Raw genomic sequence first — 18,352 nt, 5'->3', positions numbered from 1 at the left:
CTAGTACGTTCTCCGGGATAACGAGAAGCAGTTCTCGGGTGAGGCCGGCGGCGAGCAGCGTCGCCGATGCCGATCCCGGCCGCTCGGCGACATCGGGCGGGTAGGTGGAGGTGTCCATGCTTGTTGACCACGTCGTCGTCATCCGGCGGGGCCACAAGGATCAGCCGACCCCTGGCCGCGCCCCTGCCGTCGCGGCGGGCGGTCGGCGAGGCGGGCCGGTGCGGTGCCGGGATGCCGCACCTGTCTCGCAAGCCGGCCGAGTTCGCGAAAAGAAATGTGTCGAAAATGCTTACTGATCGATTCCGTAAAGCTCGAAACGCTCTCGGCTGCGCGGCGCTCGTCGTCTCTCTGGTCGCCGGATGCGGAAACAATCGCGCGGAAGATCCGGCATCGAGTGAACCCACCATCACCGAGGCCGCGGCGCGCACCGACCAGAAGGGCCTGTCGCTCATCCTGCCGGGCACCTTGGCCGCGAGCTACGCCGAGCTGGCGGCGGGCGTACGCGGCAAGCTCGGCATGGCCATCATGCCGGTCGGCGGCGAGCAGGTGGTCACCTTCGGCGAATGGACCAGCGGCCCGGCCTGGTCGACGATGAAGGTTCCGCTGACCATCGCCGCGCTGCGGCGCAACCCCGGTAGCTCGAATTTCGCCGCCTCGGCGGCGATCACGCAGTCCGACAACGCCGCGGCCGACGTGCTGTGGCAATCGCTGGGCACCGCGCAGGAGGCGGCGCAGGCCGTGCAGGCGGTGCTGCGCGAAGGCGGCGACAACAAGACCGTCGTGCCCGCCACCCGCGCCCGCTCCGAGCATTCGGCCTTCGGGCAGGCCGAGTGGTCGCTGACCGACCAGGTGCGGTTCGCCTCGCGCCTGCCCTGCCTGCCCCAGGCCGAGCGCGTGACCGCGCTGATGGAACAGGTCGTGGTCAGCCAGCGCTGGGGCCTCGGCGAGTTCACCGGCGCCGAATTCAAAGGCGGGTGGGGCCCCGACGCCTCGGGCGCCTACCTGGTGCGGCAGTTCGGGATCATCAACATCCCCACCGGGCAGATCGCGATCGCCATCGCGGTGCAGCCCGAGTCGGGAACGTTCAACGACGGCATGAACGTCCTGGACAAGCTCGCCACGGTCGTCTCGCAGCATCTCGACGAGCTGTCCGGGGGCCGCTGCGCCGCGGCCTGAGCCCCTCGGCCAGGTGAGTGTTACGTACCGTTCACGGGGTCGGGGCTGCCCAGAACGGACATGAGGGGCAAGATAGCGGCCATGCGCATCGGAGTTCTGACCGGAGGCGGAGACTGCCCAGGACTGAACGCGGTCATCCGTGCCGTCGTTCGCACCGCGAACGGCCGCTACGGAGACGCGATCGTCGGCTTCGAGGACGGCTGGCGCGGCCTATTGGAGGATCGGAAGATCCAGATCAGGAACGACGACCGCACCGATCGCATCCTCACCAAAGGCGGCACCATTCTCGGTACCGCCCGCACCAATCCTGACGTACTGCGCGCCGGTCTGGGCCGGATCAAGCAGACCCTGGACGACAACGGCATCGAGGCGCTCATCCCGATCGGCGGCGAGGGCACGCTCACCGCCGCCAGCTGGCTGTCCGACGAGGGCGTCCCGGTGGTCGGCGTCCCGAAGACCATCGACAACGACATCGACTGCACCGACGTCACTTTCGGCCACGACACCGCGCTCAGCATCGCCACCGAGGCGATCGACCGGCTGCACACCACCGCCGAGTCACATCAGCGCGTCATGCTCATCGAGGTGATGGGCAGGCACGCGGGCTGGATCGCGATCAGCGCGGGCATGGCGGCGGGCGCGCACCTGACCTTGGTGCCGGAGGTCCCGTTCGAGGTGGACGAGGTGTGCGCCATGATCAAGCGGCGCTTCCAGCGCGGCGACAAGCACTTCATCTGCGTCGTCGCCGAGGGCTCGCATCCGGCGCCGGATTCCGGATTCACCCTGCGCGAGGGCGGTATCGACGAGTTCGGCCACGAGCGCTTCACCGGCGTCGCCCAGCAGCTCGGCGTGGAGATCGAGCGGCGCATCGGCAAGGAGGTCCGCACCACGGTGCTCGGTCACGTGCAGCGCGGCGGCAGCCCCACGCCGTACGACCGGGTGCTGGCCACCCGGTTCGGCCTGCACGCCGCGGAGGCGGTGCACGCGGGCAAGTTCGGTCAGATGGTCGCGCTGCGCGGCACCGACATCGACTTGGTCCCGCTGTCGGAAGCCACCAAGCAGCTCAAGCGGGTGCCCGCGGATCGCTATCGCGAAGTAGAGGCGTTCTTCGGGTAGTGGGAGGGTCTATAGCCTCGCATAGCATGCGCGGCTATACTGGCGAAGTGTCCAGGACTATCAGCCAAGCCGAGCTGCGCAACGGAAGTGCGGGCGTGATGGATGCGCTGGAGGCGGGGGAAGACTTCATCATCACCCGCAATGGTCGCCCTGTGGGAGAGCTGCGGCCCTTGTCGTCGGTCCGCGAGATCACCACCGCGGAGCTGAAGCGGCGGCTCGCTCGCTTCGCAGCGGCGGGGTCCAGCGTCGAGGAACGTGCGCAGGTGGACGCGGTCTTCGGGGAAGACCGGCTCGATGACGAGTGAGCGATCCGAGTTGGGTCTACTGGACACGTGCGTGCTCATAGATCTCGATGCGATACCGGACGAACAGCTTCCGGTGGTATCGAGAATCAGCACCGTGACCCTGGCCGAACTAGGGTTGGGAGTTGCCGCAGCGCCGGATCCCACCGTTCGATTGTTCCGCACCGAACGGCTGCAAGAGTTCGAGAACGTCTTCGAGGCGTTGCCTTTCACCGCCGAGGCGGCCCGGCGCTTCACCTTGATGGTGGGCTTGCTCACGGTCGGCGGCCGGAGTCCGAAGTCGCGCAAATTCGACCTGATGATCGGCGCGATCGCGTCGGTACACGACTTACCGTTGTACACCCGCAATCCCAAGGATTTTCACGGGCTCGAGCAGGTACTGACAGTAGTTCCTGTGTAACTCTCATCGACAGGCGGTCGAGTCGCCACGGTCGGCCGCAGGAGGCGCCGACCCGCTGGCGCTGACTCGGTGGGCCCCGTCTCGATGATCGGTACGCTGACAGCATGCGCAGTGGGCGACTGATCGCGTTGGCTCTGTTCGTGATCGCCGCATTGGTGGCCGGGTGTTCGGAGTCGAATCCGCCCGAGCCGACCACCGGTGATTGGCACGGCGACATCGAGGTCCCCGGGCAGCCCCTGCAAATAGGAGTGAGTTTTCGCGACGACGGCACCGCCACCATCGACATTCCCTCGCAAGGTGTGACGGCTGCGCAACTGAAAGACGTCAGCTCCGACCGCGACGGCGTGTCGTTCACGATCCCCGACATCCCGGGCGACCCGGTGTTCCGCGGCCGGTACGAGTCCGGAACCGACCAGATCACGGGCGATTTCACGCAGGCGGGCCAGAGCTTCCGGCTGGCGCTGAGCCGGGGCAAGATCGAACCGCCCGCCCGTCCGCAGGAACCGAAGCCGCCGTTCCCGTACCGGACCGAGGAGGTCACCTATCGCAACGGCGATATCACCATCGCGGGCACGCTGACCGAACCGCAGGGGCCGGGGCCGTTCCCGGCCATCCTCATGATCACCGGAAGCGGCCCGCAGGACCGCAACGAGGAATTGATGGGTCACAAGCCCTTCCTGTTGCTGGCCGACACCTTCACCCGCGCGGGCTACGCGGTGCTGCGCACCGACGACCGCGGCGTCGGCGGCACCGGCGGCCGACTGGAGGACGCGAACTACGCCGACCTGACCGAGGACGCCGCGGCGGGCGTTCGCTACCTGCGCGCACGCCCGGACATCGACCCGGCTCGGGTCGGACTCTTCGGGCACAGCGAGGGCGGCTACCTCGCGCCGCTGGTCGCCACGCGCCCGGACAGCGGCGTCGCGTTCGCGGTCCTGATGGCCGGACCCGGCGTCCCCGGCTCGGACGTGCTCGTCGAACAGACCCGCTTGATCGCCGCGGCCAACGGCGTCCCGCCCGACCAGGTGGACGCCCGGGTACGCGACACCGCCGAACTGGCCGCCCTGCTGAAAGCGGGTGACCTGGCGGGCGCGAAGCAACTGGCCGTCCGGCAGAACCAGGCCCTGCCCGCCGACCAGCGCGTCCCCGACGACCAGGCGGCCGCGCAGATCACGCCGTATCTGGCCGCACTGATTGCTTACGACCCCGCGCCCGCCCTCACCGCCCTGCGCGTTCCCGTGCTCGCGTTCTTCGGCGCCCAGGACCTCCAGGTGCCTCCGGCGCAGAGCGAGCAGCCGATGCGTGACCACCTCGCCGCCGACCCCGACGCGACCGTCCACGTCTTCCCCGGCCTCAACCACTTGATGCAGCCCACCGAGACCGGTCGTCCGAGTGAGTACAGCACCATCGAGACGACCGTCGCTCCCGAGGTGCTCGACTACGTCACCGGCTGGCTGCGGCAGCGGGTCCCGGTGAAGTAGCGCCGCGCCGCACGACGCGAGAGCCGCCGCGCTGCGGCGGGAGCGCTTACCTAAACTGATGGCCATGAGCGCACCCACGGTCGACCTGATGGATTACTCGGATGTCATCGCCCGGTTCGAGCCGGTGCTCGGCATGGAGGTCCACGTCGAGCTGTCCACCGCGACGAAGATGTTCTGCGGTTGCCCGACCGAGTTCGGCGCCGAGCCGAACACCCAGGTGTGCCCGGTGTGCCTCGGACTGCCCGGTTCGCTTCCGGTGGTCAACCAGAAGGCCGTGGAGTCCGCGATCCGGATCGGCCTGGCGCTGAACTGTGCGATCACCCCGTGGGGCCGGTTCGCGCGCAAGAACTACTTCTACCCCGACCAGCCGAAGAACTACCAGATCAGCCAGTACGACGAGCCGATCGCCACGAACGGGCACCTGGACGTGCTGCTCGACGACGGCAGCACCTTCCGGGTGGACATCGAGCGCGCGCACATGGAGGAGGACACCGGCAAGTCGGTGCACATCGGCGGCGCGACCGGTCGCATCCACGGCGCGAGCCACTCCCTGCTGGACTACAACCGCGCGGGCGTGCCGCTGATCGAGATCGTCACCAAGCCGATCACCGGCGCGGGGGAGCGGGCGCCGGAGGTGGCGCGGGCCTATGTGACGGCGCTGCGGGATCTGCTGAAGTCGCTCGGCGTCTCCGACGTCAAGATGGAGCAGGGTTCGCTGCGCTGTGACGCGAACGTCTCGCTGATGCCCGTCGGCGCGACGGAATTCGGCACCCGCACCGAGACCAAGAACGTCAACTCGCTGCGCAGCGTCGAGGTCGCGGTGCGCTACGAGATGCGCAGGCAGGCGGCGGTGCTCGCGGGCGGCGGCACGATCGTGCAGGAGACCAGGCACTTCCACGAGGCCGACGGCACCACCTCGCCCGGCCGCCGCAAGGAGACCGCCGAGGACTACCGCTACTTCCCCGAGCCGGACCTCGAGCCCGTCGCGCCCGACGCGGAGTGGGTCGAGCAGTTGCGCGCCACCATCCCCGAGTACCCGTGGCTGCGCCGCGCGCGCATCCAGTCCGACTGGGGCCTGTCCGACGAGGTGATGCGCGACCTGGTCAACGCGGGCGCGCTGGACCTGATCATCGCCACCGTCGACGCGGGCGCCCCGGCCAACGAGGCCCGTTCCTGGTGGGTCGCCTACCTCACCGAGAAGGCCAAGGAGCGCGAGGTCGCGCTGGACGAGCTGCCGATCACCCCGGCCCAGGTCGCCGAAGTGATCAAGCTGGTCGACGCGAAGACGATCAACAACAAGGTGGCCAAGCAGGTCGTCGACCACGTGCTGGCGGGGGAGGGCGATCCGGCGCAGATCGTCGAGGCCAAGGGGCTCGGCATGGTCAGCGACGACAGCGCCTTGCAGTCCGAGGTGGAGAAGGCGCTGGCCGCCAACCCCGACATCGCCGACAAGATCCGCTCCGGCAAGGTGCAGGCGGCGGGCAAGATCGTCGGCGACGTCATGAAGGCGACTCGGGGCCAGGCCGACGCGGCCCGGGTCCGCGAACTCGTTCTCGCCGCCTGCAGTTAGGGGCCGCCCCGGCGCTTCACCGGGGTCGATCGACGGCGACAAAGCTGTAGCGCGTGGCCGGAGTCGGCGGCGTGCCGTATCGGGCGTTCGGCAGGTACAGGTGTGCCCCGAAGGCCGCGACCGTCGTCGGCACGTCGAAGCGCGGGTCGGTGACGCGTCGCACGACCGTGCCCGTCGAGCCCGCGGGATCGAGTTCGACCACGGCGATCGCGTTGGACCGGTTCTGGACGACGAACAGTGTGCTGCCGTGCAGGAGCAGTCCGTCGCCGTTGGGCAGTGCCACGCCGAGATCGATCCGCCGTGTCGCGCCCGTCGCAGGGTCGACGCGGAACAGCAGGCCCGTCGCCGACTGGACGACGATCAACCCCGTGCCGTCGGGGGTGCGCACGATCCCGTTGGCGTTGATCGCTCCGGGCTGGTAGCGGATATCGCCGGTCAGCGGGCGGCGCACCACCGCCGCGGGCGGCGGCAGCGCAGCATTCTCGCCCGCGGGCAGGTGGTACAGCACGGGCGAGTACGAGTCGGTGAACCACGCCCCTGTGGGCGTGAGCGCCACGTCGTTGACGAATGTTTCCGGCGGTGTGCCGAGGCGGTAGCTCGCCAGTACCGCGCCCGTGCGGGTATCCACGACGCGGGCGTCGCCTCCGGTGCCACCGGCCACGAAAAGTCGACCGTGCCGGTCGACCTGGAGCCCGAGCGCCGGCGTCCCCGGCCCGGGGCTCACGATGTCGCCCCGGCCGGTCAGCAGGCCGGCGCGGTAGATGGAGCCGTCGGCCCGCGAGCCGAAATACGCGAACGGCGCCGACCCGATCGCGATACCTTCGGGCTGGAACCCGGCGGGCAGGTCGAACGTGGCCGGAAGAACCGGACGCTGCGGCCGATCGGCTGATACCAGCGCGGTCGCGCCGAGGCAGGCGAGCGCGACCGCGATACCGAAAGCTCGCTTCATCTCGGCGTTCCCGATGTCGTCATGGGTCTCCGGATCTCGGTACGACGTGCGTGGCGCCGCGGCTCGCACTCAGTAACCGACGGTGAAGCGCTTGTTCCCGCTAGGACTTTCGAGCTCGTCGAGGACCGCCACGGCGAAGTCTTCGGCGGAGATCCGGGACGCGCCGTCGGCGCTGGTGAGGAGGGTGGTGGTGCCGCGTCGATAGCCTCCGGTGCGTTCCCCGGGTTCGAGGACGGCGGGCGGACTGAGGTAGACCCAGTCGGCCGCGTGCGCTCGGCATATCTCCCACTGCGCCACGCTGGCCGCGGCGATGGGCCGGATCGCTTCCGGTACGTATTCCGGACTGTCGAGCACGAGCCGGTCCGGGCGTCCTGGGGCGCGCAGCGGGGCGGCCCCGCCGACCACGAGGATGCGCGTCCGGGTGGCCCTGGCCGCGTCCAGCAGGGCCGCCGTGGTCGCCGTGACGGTGTGTTCCTGCCCGAGGGCCGGACGGGTCGCGGCCACGATCGCGTCGGCGCCGTGGAACAGTTCGCTCATCGCCGCGGGGTCGTTCGCGTCGCCCTCCACCGCCGTCGCTCCCGGCGGCAGGACGGCGGGACGCTGTCGCCGGTACACGGCGACGAGTGCGTGGCCTCGGCCGGCGGCTTCGCCGACGACGCGTGAGCCGACCATGCCCGTGGCTCCGACAACGGCGATCTTCATCGAGATGTCCTTTCGAGTGCGGGTGTCGCGACAGAGGGCGTACGGGTGGGGGCGGGCAACTGTCCCGCGACGATCGCGGCGAGTGCGAGCGCGAAGCCGACGAGTTGAATCGGCCCGAGGGTCTGGCCGAGCAGAACCGCGCCGAGAACCGCGGCGACCAGCGGCGAGAGCAGGACGAGAACCGCGACCGAAGTGACCGGCAAAGTGCCGATGCCGCGGAACCACACGACGTAGGCGAGCAGGCCGCCGATCAGGCCCAGCCAGAGGTAGCCGAGGACAGCGGGCGGGCCGATCGCCGGAGGCGCGCCCTCGGCGAGGAATGTGACGGGCAGCAGGAACAAACCGCCCGCTGTGAGTTGCCAGCCCGCGAAAGCGGTGGGCTTTGCCTCAGCGGGCCGTCCCCACCGTTTCGTCAACGTCAGGCCGAGCGCCATCGAGGCCGCGGCGCCCAGACCCGCCATGATCCCGGCGAGGTCGAATGCCGCCTTCGGGCCGATCACCACCAGGCCGACCCCGACGACGCCTATCGCGCCCCAGGCGAGACGCCAGGCGGACGGGCTCTCGTACAGGATCACCACGGCCAGGACGGCGACGACAAGTGGCTGGGCGGCCGCCAAAGTCGCGGCGACTCCGCCGGGCAGGCGTTCGGCGGCGAGGAACAGCAGTGGGAAGGGCAGCCCGATGTTGAGCACGCCCAGCATCGCGGCTTTCCCCCACCACGCTCCCCGCGGCAGCGTCCGTGTGAGCGCCAGCGCGATCAAGCCCGCGGGCAACGCGCGCAGCAGCCCGGCGAACAGGGGGTGGCCCGGGGGAAGAAGTTCGGTGGTGACGACATAGGTCGTGCCCCATGACGCCGGAGCGAGCGCCGTCAAGATGGCGCGAGGCAGATTCCCCCGGGAGCCGTCTCCGCTGGTGCCACCGGGAATCGCCTGCGCTGTCGCACTTTTCACTCCCGCAGTCTCGCCTGGCGATGATCAATGAGTCCAACACATGTTTGTCACTCCATCGATCTCGATACAAGATTGATCTATGGAGCTTCAGCAGATGCGCTACGTCCTCGCCGTCGCCGAGACGAACAGCTTCACCCGGGCCGCTGAACGATGCCTGGTCGTGCAGTCCGCGCTCAGCCACCAGATCGCCCGCCTGGAACGGGAACTGGGCGCGCGATTGTTCGAGCGCACCAGCCGCCGGGTGCGCCTGACGCCTGCCGGAGCGGCGTTCCTCCCGGCCGCCCGCCAGTGCCTGGACGCCGCCGAGCGCGCGGCCGCCGAGGTCGCCGCGGCCGTCGGGGAGGTACGCGGACGGCTCGCCGTCGGCCTGATTCCCACCGTCGCCGCGGTCGACATCCCGGAGGCATTGCGTGACTTCCGCGGGCGATACCCGCACGTGCGCATCAGCCTGCGGGTGGGCGCGAGCGAGGAACTCGTCGAGAAGGTCGAGCAAGGAGCCATCGACGTGGCCTTCCTCGGATTGCCCACCACCGCGCGTCCGCGCGGCGTCGCCGCCCACGCCCTCGCCCGTGACCGGCTCGTCGCGGTGGTCGCGCCGGACCATCCGCTCGCCGGCGAGCCGACCGTCGACCTGCGCAGGCTCTCCTGCGAAGTCTTTGTGGACCTCCCGGCCGGCACAGCCGGACGTCTGCAATCCGACCAGGCTTTCGAGGCCGCCGGTCTCGACCGGGACGTCGCCTTCGAAGTGACCAGCGCGGACTATATCGCTCGACTCGTCAGACCCGGCCTCGCCGTAGCCATGCTCCCCTCCGCCTACGCGCCGCAACTGGAGGGCGTGGTAACCCTCGAGGTCGCCGACGCACCGGCCCGGGTCGAATACGTCATCTGGAGCCGCAGTCGCCCACCCGCCGCGACCGCCTTCCTCACCATCCTCGGCATCACTCCGCCCGACCGCGACGAACCCTGAAACTCCGTATTCCGCCATCCTGGTACCCCGATTCCAGGTCCTCCCCGAGCATCAACTGCCGATCAAGGCACCCGCGTCCTGTCCGCCTTGAGCAAGCGTGGCAGTGAGTGCGCACAGCGCTCGGCGAAGACGGCTTGCTCGGCGAAACGGCATCGGTGTCCGCACCGGAGCAGTTCGCGTCCGTCGGAGTCGACGATCTCACCCATCAGGGAAAGAACTCCGTCCGATAAGTCACGTAGTCGGTGGCTCGCGCCCGCGGGCGGTGCGGCTACACGGCCCGGAATGCCGCAGCAAGCCATCACGCGGCCCGATTCACGGCGGCCCCGCGAGACGCACGCTCGGCCCCGACCCGACCAGCACCAGCCGACCACCGGTTTCGAGCGAAGCGAGACCGCACACTGCCCCGCGCACCCGTTCGCTCGTGTCCGAGCCGATCACGAGTCGCCGCCGCGCCACCGGCAACGGTAGAGCCGAGGTCCGCTGCCACGACTCCACGCAACCACACCAGCCCAACTACCGGTTTCGAGCGAAGCGAGACCGAGCATGCGCCGTTCGCGGCCCGGTTCGCGTCCGAGCGGCCGCCGCGTCCGCGACGAAGTCGCCAGCGGCGGCCGCTCGGACGCGAACCACAAGGGGCCGCGAACCCGCCGCGCCCGCGCGGCCGAAAACTCAGTCTGGTCCGCCGCCGCCGGCCTGCGGGGGCGGGATGCGGACGACGCGGTCGTCGAACGGCCCCGGCTGGCCGTCGGTCTTGTTCACCGTGGTCACCCAGATCGTGCCGTCGGCGCCGACCGCTGCGCCGCCGAGCTGCCCGTACTTGTCCTGGGCCACGAGGGTCGGCGCCGCGGTGACGGCGTGGGTGTTCGGGTCGGCGGCGGCGATGGTGAGGGCCTTCGCGTGGGTGAGCGAGATCGCGACGCCGTCGGTCGCGGCGGCGCAGCCCGCGACGCCGGGGCGGTCCGGCCAGGTCCACATGGTGGTGACGACGCCGTCGCCGCCGAGCCGCTGCAACCGGTCCTCGGCGGCGGTGCGGTCGGTGATCCAGATGCTGTCCTTGCTGTCGCGGCAGACGTCTCCGGCGGTGCCGATGCCCGAGACGGCGACCTCCGGTGCGGGCGTGCGGCCGGGTACCGGTGAGTTCACGCGCAGCAGTTTGCCCGCGAGCGAGCCCGCCGAGGCGGCCGCGGCGGGATTGCCCGCGTCCCCGGTCAGCACCAGCATCTGGTCGGGGGAGACGAAGTCGATCGCGCCGTGATTGCCGGTGGCGCCCTTCGGGATTCCGGTGAGCACGTCCTTCGGGGCACCGCCGTCGGCGATGCGGACCACCCGGTTGTCGCTGGAGGTGGTGATGTAGGCGTACATCAGGCCGTCTTCGTGGTAGGTCGGCGACAGCGCGATGTCGCTGAGACCGCCGTCGCCGGAGCCGTCCACCTCCACCCGGGCGATCTCGACCGGCGGCTGCTCCGGGACCACCTTCAGGATGCGCCCGGTGCGGCGCTCGGCGACCAGCGCGCCGTCGGGGAGCGTGACCAGGCCGCCGGTGGTGTCCAGGCAGGTGGCCACCACCGCCGGGTCGGGATCGATGCACGGTCCGCTCGGCCGGGTGGTCGAGGTGGGCGGCTGGCTCGGTTTCTTCGGGTCGATGTTGGCTCCGCGCAGGGTCGGTTCGGGGGTGAACGGACTGGACGCCGAATCGTCGAACCGGGCGCAGCCGACCAGCAGGACGGAGCCGAGCGCCAAGCTCGCCGCGACGCGGCCCACGACAACCAAACTCATAGCCCAGACGTTACGGAAATTCCGTCGCCCGCGCCCCCTCCGGGTGGGTGTTGCGCCCACACTGACACGCCGGACCGTACTTGCCCGCCGCGCCGCGGTGCGGCATAGGGTGATGACCGTGACCGACAAGCCGAAAGAAGCAGCCGAATCCACGGCCGGGAAGTCCGCTCCCTCCACGGCCGAGCAGTCGGCGGTGTCGTCCACCGGTCGAGGAGTGACCAGCCCGTACGACTCGCCGACCGAGCAATTCGCGCGAGTGGATCCGGCCCAGCGGCCCCAGCTGTCCAAGGATGTCCCGCGCACCGAGGACGAACTCGGGCTCGACCCGGAGGTTCCGAGCACCGCCGAGAGCAAGGCCGCCGGAGGCTCGGCGCCCACCTACGAGTACGCCAGCATCCCGCCGGCTCCGGCCCCGCCGAACGACACGGGCCGGCTGCGCCGCCGCGCGGGCGAGACCCGCCGCGGCACCCTCGATCTCGGTTTGTTGCTGTTGCGTTCGGTCGTCGGCGCCACTTTCCTCTACCACGGCTTGCAGAAGCTCACCGGCTGGTTCCACGGCCCCGGCCTGGACGGCACCCGCGACATGATGCAACGCAGCGGCTGGGACCACCCCACCGTGTCCGCGATCCTGCTCACCGCGGGCGAGGTCGGCGGTGGCGCGCTGTTGATTCTCGGGCTGGCCACTCCGCTGGCCGCGGGCGCGGTTCTCGCCGTGATCCTGGACGCCTGGGCCTGGAAGCAGGGCATGGCTCCCGGGTTCCAGTACAAGGCCGGGCCGGGAGCGGTGGAACTGGAGAGCATCCTCGCCGGCGTCGCCGCCGTCATCATCCTGACCGGCCCCGGCCGGCTGTCCTTCGACCGCAACCGGGGCTGGGCCGTTCGCCCTGCCGCGGGTTCCTTCGTAGTCCTGCTCCTCGCGGTGGCGGCCGCGGTCGGCGCCTACTGGTACCTGCACGGAGGCAACCCGCTCACAGGCATCGGTCCCTTCGACTGAGTGCGGATGAGCTGAAAGGCCCCTTCCTCCCCATCGGGAGAAAGGGGCCTTCGCGTTCAGATGCCCTCGCCCGTGCCTGCACGAGTGCCGCGCACCTAGGGCACGTGACGGACCGCGCCCTTGTCCGCCGAAGTGGCCATGGCCGCGTAGGCCCGCAGTGCCGTCGTCACCGGACGATCCCGGTTGACCGGCTGCCAGGGCCGCTCGGAGGCCTCCATCTTCGCGCGCCGCTCGGCGAGCACCGCGTCGTCCACGAGGACCTCGAGCGTGCGGGTGGTCACGTCGATACGGATCTGGTCGCCGTTCTCCACGAGTCCGATGACGCCTCCGCTGGCCGCCTCGGGGGAGATGTGCCCGATCGACAGCCCGGAGGTGCCGCCGGAGAACCGGCCGTCGGTGATCAGCGCGCACTCCTTGCCGAGGCCCGAGCCCTTCAGGAACGCGGTCGGATGCAGCATCTCCTGCATGCCGGGGCCGCCCGCGGGGCCTTCGTAGCGGACCACGATCACGTCGCCGGGTTTGATCTTCTTGCCGAGGATGACCGACACGGCCTCCTCCTGCGACTCCACCACCACCGCGGGACCTTGGAAGGAGAACAGCTCCTCATCGATGCCCGCGGTCTTGAGCACCGCGCCGTCGGGCGCGATGTTGCCGCGCAGCACGACGAGGCCGCCTTCTTTCGTGTAGGCGTGCTCGAGGTCGCGGATGCAGCCGCCTTCGGCGTCGGTGTCCAGCGACGACCAGCGGTTGTCGGTGGAGAACGGCTCGGTGGTGCGCACCCCGCCCGGCGCGGCGTGGAACAGTTCGACGGCTTCCGGAGACGGCTTGCCGGAGCGGATGTCCCAGGTGTCGAGCCACTCGTCCATGGTGGCGGTGTGCACGGTGGTGACGTCGGTCTCCAGCAGCCCGGCCCGGCGCAGCTCGCCGAGGATGGCGGGGATGCCGCCGGCGCGGTGCACGTCCTCCATGTGGTAGTCGGAGTTGGGCGACACCTTCGACAGGGTGGGCACCCGGCGGCTGGCCTCCTCGATGGTGTGCAGATCGAAGTCGATTTCGCCTTCCTGCGCGGCGGCCAGCGTGTGCAGCACGGTGTTGGTCGACCCGCCCATCGCGATGTCCAGCGCTATCGCGTTGCGGAATGCCTTGGCGTTGGCGACATTGCGCGGCAGCACGGAGGCGTCGTCCTCCCGGTACCAGCGGTTGGCGATGTCCACCACCACTGTGCCCGCCCGTTCGAACAGCGCCCTGCGCGCGGCGTGCGTCGCGAGGGTGGAGCCGTTGCCGGGCAGCGCGAGACCGAGCGCTTCGGTGAGGCAGTTCATCGAGTTCGCGGTGAACATGCCCGAGCACGAGCCGCAGGTCGGGCACGCGGACCGTTCGACCTCGGACAGGCCCTCGTCGGACACCGCCTGGTTCGCGCTCGCGGAGATCGCGGTGACCAGGTCGGTGGGCGCCTGCGCGACGCCGCCGACGACCACGGCCTTGCCCGCCTCCATCGGCCCGCCGGAGACGAACACGGCCGGAATGTTCAGCCGCATGGCGGCATTGAGCATGCCGGGGGTGATCTTGTCGCAGTTGGAGATGCAGACCAGCGCGTCGGCGGTGTGCGCGTTCACCATGTACTCCACGGAATCGGCGATGATCTCGCGCGAAGGCAGCGAGTAGAGCATGCCGCCGTGGCCCATGGCGATGCCGTCGTCGACGGCGATGGTGTGGAATTCGCGCGGCACGCCACCGGCGGCGCGGACCGCGTCGGCCACGATGTCGCCGACGTTCTTCAGGTGCACGTGGCCGGGCACGAATTGGGTGTAGGAGTTCGCGATGGCGACGATCGGCTTGCCGAAGTCGGTGTCGGTCATGCCGGTGGCGCGCCAGAGTGCGCGTGCGCCTGCGGCATTGCGGCCGATGGTCGTGGTTCGTGAACGAAGCGGTGGCATTTCGATGGTCCTCGGGTCGCGGGGGCTGACGTGCGACGGCGCAGAGCCTGCTCGGCGGTCCACCACGTTACTCCCGGTGGGCCGGTCCACTGCCGGTGGTGCGGCCGGGCGCGGCGTCCGTGGTCGTCAGCCGGGTCGGGTTTGTCGCCGGTGCGTGGTGTCGCGGGCGACGACGGGTCGCCGGAGGTGCCGGACCGTCGAGGGTGGGACGAGAAGGAGGGTCACTGCTCCGGAGAAATCATCCCATCACTCGACCGCAACAACCTAACGGCGGCGCGTGTTCCGCCTCGGCGCGTCCTCGCTCTCGCCTCGAGGCGTGACGGGCCGAACGAATGGGCTGTCGCGACCGTTCGGCGCAGCAGCGGTCCGGCAGGGCGATGGCCCGGACAGCGCGATCGCATCCAGGCGAACGGGACGGTCGGCGAGATGTTCGAGCCGCGTGGTTACGCGATCGCCCGCTAGCGCGTGTCCTCGCCGGTGGAGTCCTCGGCGGACTTCGCGGTCCCGTCGGCTCCCGGACCGCCGTCGCCACTCGAGCCCGTCTCGGGTGCGGTCGAGTCCGCGGGTTCGGCGGGGGATTCCTGCGCCGGGGACGCTTCGGCGGCCACGAACGGGTCCGGGATACGTCCGCCGGACGCCGCCGCCAGATCGCGCAACCGGTCGTAGCTCACCGCGGGGAGCTTCGCCTCGGTGCCATCGGTGAGATCGGCGCGCACGTATCCGCGCTTGGGGATCCGCACGCCCTTCACCTGTGCCCAGTCGAGGTGGCGCGAACCGAACAGCGTCCGCAGATCCAGCCCGTCCTCCGAGACGGTGGTCTGCGTCCGCACCACCCACACCAGCACCGCGACCGGGATGAGCAGCAGCCACCACAGTCCGGCGGGCCAACCGACGAACGGGAAGAACACGCACATCAGCAGGATGAACACGCCCAGGAAGGCCAGCCGTGGGATGCGGATCACACGGGCGTCGGACGCGCGACCCGTATCCGTTGTCGCCGCGGGCGTATGGGACGATTCAGAAGGTGGCACGGACTGATGCGGTGATGACACACCACCATCCTCGCATCCTGATGAACGGACACAAGCAACCGCACTGTCCCACATAATGGGACACACGGGGTCATCTGTTTGACTCTTCGGTTCACACCCGCTTAACGTCGTGCGCGTGAATCGAAACGAGTTGCTCGTAATCGGCCGGCGCGTCCAGCGTTGAGCCTGACACACTGAGTCGAATACGTCAGCTCGCGTTGCGACGCGCCACCCTCGATCAGCCCTGTGCTGTCGGGGGCTTTTTTATGTTCGGACTAATCTCCAGCATGGCGAAGCGCAAGACACCGCTGGCACAAATTCCGGGGTCAGAACCACAACCAGTAAGGAACGAAGACGGTGAGCGCACCTACCGCACGGCCCGGGCCTTCGGCCCGTAGGCCAGCGCCTTCGGCGAACCAGCAGGCCACGCCCGCTGCCAACGCGACGTCCGCGGCCAACCGCCGCCCGGTCCCGCCCGAGCGGGTCACCGGCGCGCAGTCGGTCGTCCGGTCGCTCGAGGAGCTGGGCGTCGACACCGTATTCGGCATTCCGGGTGGTGCGATCCTTCCGGTGTACGACCCGCTGTTCGACTCCACCAAGGTGCGCCACGTCCTCGTCCGGCACGAGCAGGGCGCGGGTCACGCGGCCACCGGTTACGCCCAGGCGACCGGCAAGGTCGGTGTGTGTATGGCCACATCCGGCCCCGGCGCGACCAACCTGGTCACCCCGATCGCCGACGCGCAGATGGACTCGGTCCCGATCGTGGCCATCACCGGCCAGGTCGGCCGCAGCCTGATCGGCACCGACGCGTTCCAGGAAGCCGACATCTCCGGCATCACCATGCCGATCACCAAGCACAACTTCCTGATCACCGACGGCGTCGACATCCCGCGCATCATCGCGGAGGCGTTCTACCTCGCCGCGTCCGGCCGCCCCGGCGCCGTGCTCGTCGACATCCCCAAGGACGTGCTGCAGGCGCAGACCACCTTCAGCTGGCCGCCGGAGATGCGGCTGCCCGGCTACCGCCCGGTCACCAAGCCGCACGGCAAGCAGGTGCGCGAGGCCGCGCGGATGATCATGGAAGCCAAGGCTCCCGTGCTCTACGTCGGCGGCGGCGTGATCAAAGCCGACGCCTCGGCCGAACTGCTGCAGCTGGCCGAGCTGACCGGCATGCCCGTGGTGACCACGCTGATGGCGCGCGGCGCGTTCCCCGACAGCCACCGCCTGAACATGGGCATGCCCGGCATGCACGGCACCGTGGGCGCGGTCGCCGCGCTGCAGCGCTCGGACCTGCTGGTCACCCTCGGCGCCCGCTTCGACGACCGCGTCACCGGTCAGCTGGACTCCTTCGCGCCCGGTGCCAAGGTGATCCACGCCGACATCGACCCGGCCGAGATCGGTAAGAACCGGCACGCCGACGTCCCGATCGTGGGCGACTGCCGCGAGGTGATCGTCGAGCTCATCGAGACCCTGAAGGGCGATCCCGCCGCGGGCGCCTCGCTGCCGCTGCCGCTGACCGACTGGTGGACCTACCTCGACGGCGTGCGCGACGCCTACCCGCTGGGCTGGACCCCGCCGGCGGACGGCTCGTTGTCGCCGGAGTTCGTCATCGAGGCGCTCGGCCGCCTGGCCGGGCCGGACGCGATCTACTGCGCGGGCGTCGGCCAGCACCAGATGTGGGCCGCCCAGTTCATCAAGTACGAGAAGCCGCGCACCTGGCTGAACTCCGGTGGCCTCGGCACCATGGGCTACGCCGTCCCGGCGGCCATGGGCGCCAAGATGGGCGCGCCGGACAAAGAGGTGTGGGCGGTCGATGGCGACGGCTGCTTCCAGATGACCAATCAGGAGCTGGCCACCTGCGCCGTCGAAGGCGTCCCGATCAAGGTCGCGCTGATCAACAACGGCAACCTCGGCATGGTTCGCCAGTGGCAGACCCTCTTCTACCAGGAGCGTTACTCCAACACCGACCTGGGCACGCACTCGCTGCGCATCCCCGACTTCGTGAAGCTCGCCGAAGCCCTCGGCTGCCACGGCATCCGGGTGGAGCGCGAGGAGGACGTGGAGGCCGCCATCCGCGAGGCGCAGTCCATCAACGACCGTCCCGTGGTGATCGACTTCATCGTCGGCAAGGACGCCCAGGTCTGGCCGATGGTCGCCGCGGGCACCAGCAACGACGAGATCATGGCCGCTCGCGGCATCCGCCCGCTGTTCGACGAGGACGAGCAGGCCGCGGAACCGGCGGTCATCCACGCGGCGATGTCGCAGGAACAGAACAGGGTGAACAACGGATGAGTACCACGCATACCCTCAGCGTTCTCGTCGAGGACAAACCGGGCGTGCTGGCCAGGGTCGCGGCGCTGTTCTCCCGCCGCGGCTTCAATATCGAATCGCTGGCGGTCGGCGGCACCGAGCTTCCCGAGATCTCGCGCATGACCATCGTCGTCACCGTCGAGGACCTGCCGTTGGAGCAGGTCACCAAGCAGCTCAACAAGCTGGTGAACGTCATCAAGATCGTCGAGCAGGACTCCGACAGCTCGGTGGCCCGCGAACTGATCCTGGTGAAGGTGCGCGCCGACGCCAGCGTGCGGACCCAGGTGATCGAGGCCGTCGGACTGTTCCGCGCGAAGGTCATCGACGTGTCGCCGGACGCGCTCACCGTCGAGGCGACCGGAACCCGGTCCAAGCTCGACGCGCTGCTGCGGATGCTCGAACCGTACGGCATCCGGGAGATCGTGCAGTCCGGTGTCGTCGCGGTGGGGCGTGGACCGAAGTCCATCACCGCCACTCGATGAGGTAGCGAGCGGCACACCGATGGGGCCGACCGCCCGGCGGCGGCCACACGCTAGTCTTTCTGCGATCGACGGTTGGCGTGCCGCCCTCCCCGCGTACGCGGGAATGATCCCCTCCCGCTGCTGCGGGGGTGATCCGATCCAGAACAACGTAAATTCGCACCGGCGCAAGCACGGTGTGCCCCGCCTCGCGCGGGGATGATCCCGGAAGG

Annotated in this window: 16 protein-coding genes; 10 read left to right on the top strand and 6 right to left on the bottom strand. The window is 69.7% G+C overall.

The window, feature by feature from the left end; genetic code table 11:
• Positions 1-285: 285 nt before the first annotated feature.
• From ON27_RS19270 to gatB, 6 genes are all read left to right on the top strand, one after another.
• Entirely contained in the window at positions 286-1,176 is an 891-nt protein-coding gene (locus ON27_RS19270) for a serine hydrolase (RefSeq protein WP_051046766.1), read from the top strand.
• 81 nt (positions 1,177-1,257) lie between these two features.
• Positions 1,258-2,292 carry an ATP-dependent 6-phosphofructokinase gene (locus ON27_RS19265; protein WP_043729230.1) on the top strand — a complete coding sequence of 345 codons (1,035 nt, stop codon included), beginning with the start codon at positions 1,258-1,260 and terminating at the stop codon, positions 2,290-2,292.
• A gap of 47 nt (positions 2,293-2,339) precedes the next feature.
• Complete coding sequence (locus tag ON27_RS19260) at positions 2,340-2,597, top strand: type II toxin-antitoxin system Phd/YefM family antitoxin (RefSeq protein ID WP_218003014.1); 258 nt, start codon at positions 2,340-2,342, stop codon at positions 2,595-2,597.
• Positions 2,598-2,691: 94 nt separating this feature from the next.
• Complete coding sequence (locus ON27_RS19255; RefSeq protein ID WP_245560010.1) at positions 2,692-2,994, top strand: PIN domain-containing protein; 303 nt, start codon at positions 2,692-2,694, stop codon at positions 2,992-2,994.
• Positions 2,995-3,098: 104 nt separating this feature from the next.
• On the top strand, positions 3,099-4,475 hold the full coding sequence (locus ON27_RS19250) for an alpha/beta hydrolase family protein (protein ID WP_043729223.1): 1,377 nt from the start codon (positions 3,099-3,101) through the stop codon (positions 4,473-4,475).
• A gap of 64 nt (positions 4,476-4,539) precedes the next feature.
• Positions 4,540-6,045 (top strand): Asp-tRNA(Asn)/Glu-tRNA(Gln) amidotransferase subunit GatB, encoded by a 1,506-nt coding sequence (gatB, locus tag ON27_RS19245; RefSeq protein ID WP_083887667.1) that lies wholly within the window; start codon positions 4,540-4,542, stop codon positions 6,043-6,045.
• 16 nt (positions 6,046-6,061) lie between these two features.
• Here gatB and ON27_RS19240 read toward each other — a convergent pair whose 3' ends face one another.
• The 3 genes from ON27_RS19240 to ON27_RS19230 all read right to left on the bottom strand — a co-directional run bounded on the left by ON27_RS19240 (position 6,062) and on the right by ON27_RS19230 (position 8,646).
• Positions 6,062-6,994 (bottom strand): SMP-30/gluconolactonase/LRE family protein, encoded by a 933-nt coding sequence (locus tag ON27_RS19240; RefSeq protein WP_043729254.1) that lies wholly within the window; start codon positions 6,992-6,994, stop codon positions 6,062-6,064.
• A gap of 69 nt (positions 6,995-7,063) precedes the next feature.
• Positions 7,064-7,696 carry an NAD(P)-dependent oxidoreductase gene (locus tag ON27_RS19235; protein ID WP_043729217.1) on the bottom strand — a complete coding sequence of 211 codons (633 nt, stop codon included), beginning with the start codon at positions 7,694-7,696 and terminating at the stop codon, positions 7,064-7,066.
• Complete coding sequence (locus ON27_RS19230) at positions 7,693-8,646, bottom strand: EamA family transporter (RefSeq protein ID WP_306306953.1); 954 nt, start codon at positions 8,644-8,646, stop codon at positions 7,693-7,695. The genes ON27_RS19235 and ON27_RS19230 overlap by 4 nt, the downstream gene beginning before the upstream one ends.
• A 79-nt stretch (positions 8,647-8,725) precedes the next feature.
• Between ON27_RS19230 and ON27_RS19225 the strand changes: the two genes are divergently transcribed.
• Positions 8,726-9,613 carry a LysR family transcriptional regulator gene (locus tag ON27_RS19225; protein WP_043729212.1) on the top strand — a complete coding sequence of 296 codons (888 nt, stop codon included), beginning with the start codon at positions 8,726-8,728 and terminating at the stop codon, positions 9,611-9,613.
• A gap of 669 nt (positions 9,614-10,282) precedes the next feature.
• On the opposite strand, the gene ON27_RS19215 is transcribed toward ON27_RS19225, so the two are convergent.
• On the bottom strand, positions 10,283-11,389 hold the full coding sequence (locus ON27_RS19215) for a PQQ-dependent sugar dehydrogenase (protein ID WP_043729205.1): 1,107 nt from the start codon (positions 11,387-11,389) through the stop codon (positions 10,283-10,285).
• 118 nt (positions 11,390-11,507) lie between these two features.
• On the opposite strand from ON27_RS19215, the gene ON27_RS19210 reads away from it, so the two are divergent.
• Positions 11,508-12,383 carry a DoxX family protein gene (locus ON27_RS19210; RefSeq protein ID WP_051046768.1) on the top strand — a complete coding sequence of 292 codons (876 nt, stop codon included), beginning with the start codon at positions 11,508-11,510 and terminating at the stop codon, positions 12,381-12,383.
• Between the two features lie 95 nt (positions 12,384-12,478).
• On the opposite strand, the gene ilvD is transcribed toward ON27_RS19210, so the two are convergent.
• Together ilvD and ON27_RS19200 are read right to left on the bottom strand one after the other, a co-directional pair.
• Positions 12,479-14,320, bottom strand: coding sequence for a dihydroxy-acid dehydratase (gene ilvD, locus ON27_RS19205; protein ID WP_043729200.1), 1,842 nt, complete (start codon positions 14,318-14,320; stop codon positions 12,479-12,481).
• 458 nt (positions 14,321-14,778) lie between these two features.
• Positions 14,779-15,282, bottom strand: coding sequence for a PH domain-containing protein (locus ON27_RS19200; protein ID WP_245560009.1), 504 nt, complete (start codon positions 15,280-15,282; stop codon positions 14,779-14,781).
• A 426-nt stretch (positions 15,283-15,708) separates the two neighbouring features.
• On the opposite strand from ON27_RS19200, the gene ON27_RS19195 reads away from it, so the two are divergent.
• Together ON27_RS19195 and ilvN are read left to right on the top strand one after the other, a co-directional pair.
• Positions 15,709-17,643 carry an acetolactate synthase large subunit gene (locus ON27_RS19195; RefSeq protein ID WP_043729197.1) on the top strand — a complete coding sequence of 645 codons (1,935 nt, stop codon included), beginning with the start codon at positions 15,709-15,711 and terminating at the stop codon, positions 17,641-17,643.
• Positions 17,640-18,143, top strand: coding sequence for an acetolactate synthase small subunit (gene ilvN, locus ON27_RS19190; RefSeq protein ID WP_039799659.1), 504 nt, complete (start codon positions 17,640-17,642; stop codon positions 18,141-18,143). The genes ON27_RS19195 and ilvN overlap by 4 nt, the downstream gene beginning before the upstream one ends.
• Positions 18,144-18,352: the final 209 nt, after the last annotated feature.

Origin of the sequence: Nocardia asiatica NBRC 100129 (assembly GCF_000308415.1) — a bacterium.
In the GTDB taxonomy this organism is placed as follows: Bacteria; Actinomycetota; Actinomycetes; order Mycobacteriales; family Mycobacteriaceae; genus Nocardia; species Nocardia asiatica.
This window is presented reverse-complemented; position numbering and strand designations above follow the sequence as displayed.

Bases quoted from the DNA above. Each gene is read 5' to 3' on its own strand.
- ON27_RS19270 (WP_051046766.1), top strand. From the start codon at position 286: ATGCTTACTGATCGATTCCGTAAAGCTCGAAACGCTCTCGGCTGCGCG.
- ON27_RS19240 (WP_043729254.1), bottom strand. From the start codon at position 6,994: ATGAAGCGAGCTTTCGGTATCGCGGTCGCGCTCGCCTGCCTCGGCGCG.
- ilvD (WP_043729200.1), bottom strand. From the start codon at position 14,320: ATGCCACCGCTTCGTTCACGAACCACGACCATCGGCCGCAATGCCGCA.
- ON27_RS19215 (WP_043729205.1), bottom strand. From the start codon at position 11,389: ATGAGTTTGGTTGTCGTGGGCCGCGTCGCGGCGAGCTTGGCGCTCGGC.
- ON27_RS19265 (WP_043729230.1), top strand. From the start codon at position 1,258: ATGCGCATCGGAGTTCTGACCGGAGGCGGAGACTGCCCAGGACTGAAC.
- ON27_RS19235 (WP_043729217.1), bottom strand. From the start codon at position 7,696: ATGAAGATCGCCGTTGTCGGAGCCACGGGCATGGTCGGCTCACGCGTC.
- ON27_RS19250 (WP_043729223.1), top strand. From the start codon at position 3,099: ATGCGCAGTGGGCGACTGATCGCGTTGGCTCTGTTCGTGATCGCCGCA.
- gatB (WP_083887667.1), top strand. From the start codon at position 4,540: ATGAGCGCACCCACGGTCGACCTGATGGATTACTCGGATGTCATCGCC.
- ilvN (WP_039799659.1), top strand. From the start codon at position 17,640: ATGAGTACCACGCATACCCTCAGCGTTCTCGTCGAGGACAAACCGGGC.
- ON27_RS19225 (WP_043729212.1), top strand. From the start codon at position 8,726: ATGGAGCTTCAGCAGATGCGCTACGTCCTCGCCGTCGCCGAGACGAAC.